Below are 255 nucleotides of genomic sequence, written 5' to 3' on the forward strand. Positions count from 1 at the left end.
GGGGTCCAGCGCGCTAGGCGAGGAGAGGGCTCGGCACCGCACCCGATGGGCGCGGCGCAGGCGAAAAAAAGGGTCTCGCTATGCGAGGCCCCTTTATTGTAGCTAGTCCAGCAATTACTTGCGGCTACCCACGATTTCGGTCTCAACGCGACGGTTCTGGGCGCGGCCTTCCTTCGTCTTGTTGGAAGCGATCGGCTGCAGTTCGCGCTTGCCTTCCGTATAGATACGGTTGGGGTCGTTGCCCCGGCTCACCAG

The 255-nt window shown here is 62.4% G+C and carries 1 pseudogene; it reads right to left on the reverse strand.

Going from position 1 to position 255, the window contains the following annotated elements:
• Nucleotides 1–114: 114 nt before the first annotated feature.
• Nucleotides 115–255, reverse strand: a pseudogene (locus tag KVT32_RS30685) (OmpA family protein); the annotation flags it as partial.

The sequence above is a fragment of the Achromobacter sp. GbtcB20 genome, from assembly GCF_019091095.1.
GTDB classification, from domain to species: domain Bacteria; phylum Pseudomonadota; class Gammaproteobacteria; order Burkholderiales; family Burkholderiaceae_B; genus Achromobacter; species Achromobacter mucicolens.